The sequence below is a fragment of the Fusibacter sp. genome (assembly GCF_057447755.1).
The window spans coordinates 1-2,938 of record NZ_JBVBZF010000396.1 but is presented as its reverse complement, the minus strand read 5'-3'; the positions used below and the strand labels follow the sequence as shown (position 1 = coordinate 2,938).

3 protein-coding genes are annotated in these 2,938 nt (G+C 35.9%); all 3 read right to left on the bottom strand.

The genetic code is table 11. The features are described from left to right. Position 1 precedes the first annotated feature (1 nt). The gene (locus tag AC220I_RS20760; protein WP_486725778.1) at positions 2 to 1,318 is read right to left on the bottom strand and encodes a pyridoxal phosphate-dependent aminotransferase; all 1,317 of its coding nucleotides are present in this window, start codon (positions 1,316 to 1,318) and stop codon (positions 2 to 4) included. Between the two features lie 341 nt (positions 1,319 to 1,659). Continuing rightward, complete coding sequence (locus AC220I_RS20755) at positions 1,660 to 2,136, bottom strand: YbaK/EbsC family protein (RefSeq protein ID WP_486725777.1); 477 nt, start codon at positions 2,134 to 2,136, stop codon at positions 1,660 to 1,662. Between the two features lie 37 nt (positions 2,137 to 2,173). Then, a partial coding sequence (locus AC220I_RS20750; RefSeq protein ID WP_486725776.1) for a tRNA-dihydrouridine synthase occupies positions 2,174 to 2,938 on the bottom strand: 765 nt, incomplete at its 5' end.

The window sequence follows — 2,938 nt, the reverse complement described above, 5'->3', positions numbered from 1 at the left end:
ACTATCTCTTCGCTTCGTATTGTCTTAACAATTTAACAAATAATTCTGGAATTTGCTCTAATTTTTCAGGTGTTTCAACAAACGAAATTCTAAACTGAGTTGATCCTGGATTTGGTTCTCCAGCTTTAATGTCATAGAAGCCTTTCATCGGTGCCACTAATAAAGTAGTCTCAACACCGTCAATATGAACTGAACCTTCGCCTGCACAGTAAAGTACAAACTCAATCGAGTCAAAGCCTGGTTTTACGACATTTCTAACATCAATTACAGAATAGATTGATGCATCTGGACTTGATACGATTAAATTAGGCTCATGCTCTTTAAGACCATTGTAAACCTTTGTAATCTCTTCTTTATAATATTCTTTAATTTCACGACACCATCCCATAATGTCTTCTTTAGATTCATGAGCGAGTGCACCAAAGATATATTGTCCAATTACATTTGCACAGAGGTTTGCCGTATACTCAGCAACAGAACGATTGTTAAATTCAGCACTATCAGTAATAACAGCACCAATTCTTAAACCACATGCATTCCAAACTTTTGAAGCTGTTTCAATACTGATTCTTCTACCTTCGATACCTGGAACCATTTTATCATTTAATCCCCAGATACTAACAAGGTCTTTGCCTTCTTCATAGTATAACTCACGGTATGCTTCATCACTGATCATCCACATGTTGTATTTAACACATAATCTTGCTAAATCACACATCGTTGCATAATCATAGTATTGTCCAGTTGGATTGTCATATGGAATTACTAAAAGTGCACCTGGGTTGTTTGCTTTAATAACTTCTTCGATTTTATCAATTTCTGGGAGTGTAAATTTACCATTTTCTTCTAAGTGACGTTTTACAGTAACTGTTTTACGTCCGATTCTTTCTGCGAATGAAATGTAGTTTGTGTATGCTGGGTCAATCATCATAAGTGGTTTCTCACCTGTACCAGCAGGACCACAAACGCCTACTAATAAAAGTTCCATACCAGCAGATCCACCATCTGTTACTTGGACATGTAATTTACTAGTATCAAAACCTTCACATTCTAAGATATTTTTGAATGCATCTTGACACTCAGCAGTACCAGCAGTAGTTGAGTATCTTACGACACCTTTACTGAATGGGCTTTCTGCAGCTGCTAAATTAAACATTCTTTTTTGCATAGCTGGATTGGTTGGAAGTGAAACGTTACCGATCCCGACATTGATAACAGCTTCAGGTTTAACTTTACGCTCTTCGTATTTCATTTGAGCTAAACGTACAGCCGATGGTTTTCTAGATTCGAAGTGCGCTGAAAGAATTGGTTTACTCATAATACATCTCCTTAAATTATAATTATATATTCAAGCACAATGCTTTACGGATTTGTATACCGTTATACAGTATACTCATTTATATTTTACCATTACTTTACGAAATCTTCATTCATTTTATTTCGAAATACACGAAAAAACATTTTAATACAAAGAAACCTCTCTTTTCAAGTATTCATCTTGTATTTTTATCATATAAGCTAGACTGTAACTTCCAATTTTCATAAAAAAAGTATCCTTTTTCTATTATTTTAACCCGATACCTAGATTAACCAAATTGTGCATATAAATACACTTCTCTGTATTATTAAACCAAACAAGTTATGATCTCAGCTACATCATCAGACACTTTCAGGAATTTTACAGACATCTACCCATTCCAATTGATTTGAATACTTTTCTAATTCAGGAATGGTGAGCTCTATAGCGCTGTTGGCACTACCACAAGCCGGAAAAATGGTTTGAAAGCGTTTCAAGGATTCATCCAAATAGACTTTCACACCTTCATTGACTGCAAATGGACAAACACCGCCGGCACTGTGTCCTACCAAAGACTCTAAATCATCGAATTTTAACATTTTAGCTTTAATACCGAACTTAGTCTTATACTTAGTATTGTCAATTTTTGCATCTCCTGCTGTAACCACAAGTACCACATCATTATTACCATAAAAGGTAAGTGATTTTGCAATACGACTCCCCTCACAGTTCAAGGCTTTAGCTGCAAGTTCAACCGTTGCACTTGACACATCAAACTCCAAGACTCTATGGTCAATACCATGGGCTTTAAAATAATCCTTTACCTTATCCACTGCCATATCATTACCTCCTAGTTTTATACATAATAACATAATCCTAATTGGTTTTAAAAGTCTTATAGCCAAAATTTTGTAAAATGGATTGTTCATTAAATAAGCGTTCTACTGCAGCTTCGTAAGCATTAAAATCGCCTGCTCTTTTAAGCTCTTTATAATAATCTTCGTGATTTGAAAAGGCTTGAATCAGATAATTCCAACTCTCCTTCATTTTACTCAACACTTTATGAGGTTCAATAAGGTCCTCTTGATAGCCTCGATAAAGATCCTCAAGGAAACCACGCATACTTTCCTTATCAAGTTGAACGCCCTCTTTTATAGCACCTACTAAGCCAGGATTAACCAATAACCCCCTACCTAACATGAAGGTCTCTACTTCAGGAAAAGTCTCCCTGATGCCTATAAAATCTCCAAGAGTGAAGATGTCTCCATTGTAGCAAACTGGGTTCTTACTCAACTCTAGTGCATCCTTGAAAACTTCTAGGTTGGGTTTATTTCTATAAATATCTGTCTGAACTCTTGGGTGTATGGTTAACTCCTTTATGGGGTATTGATTAAAGATTTCAATCAAGTCATAGAATTCCTCGTGTTTATACTTGCCCAGTCTAGTCTTGATAGAAATGGCCACCACCGGATTAGAGTATATGCCCTCCAAAAAGCGATTGAGTTCATCCCTGAATGCCAAAAACCCTGAACCTCTATTTTTAGAAACCACCATTTTAGATGGACAACCCAAGTTCAAACTGATTTCATCATAGCCATAGGCGCTGATTTTTTTAGCCGTATGGTTAAAATCTGATGCATT

Excerpts from the sequence above, each read along its gene's own strand:
- AC220I_RS20755 (WP_486725777.1), bottom strand. The coding sequence starts at position 2,136 with ATGGCAGTGGATAAGGTAAAGGATTATTTTAAAGCCCATGGTATTGAC.
- AC220I_RS20760 (WP_486725778.1), bottom strand. The coding sequence starts at position 1,318 with ATGAGTAAACCAATTCTTTCAGCGCACTTCGAATCTAGAAAACCATCG.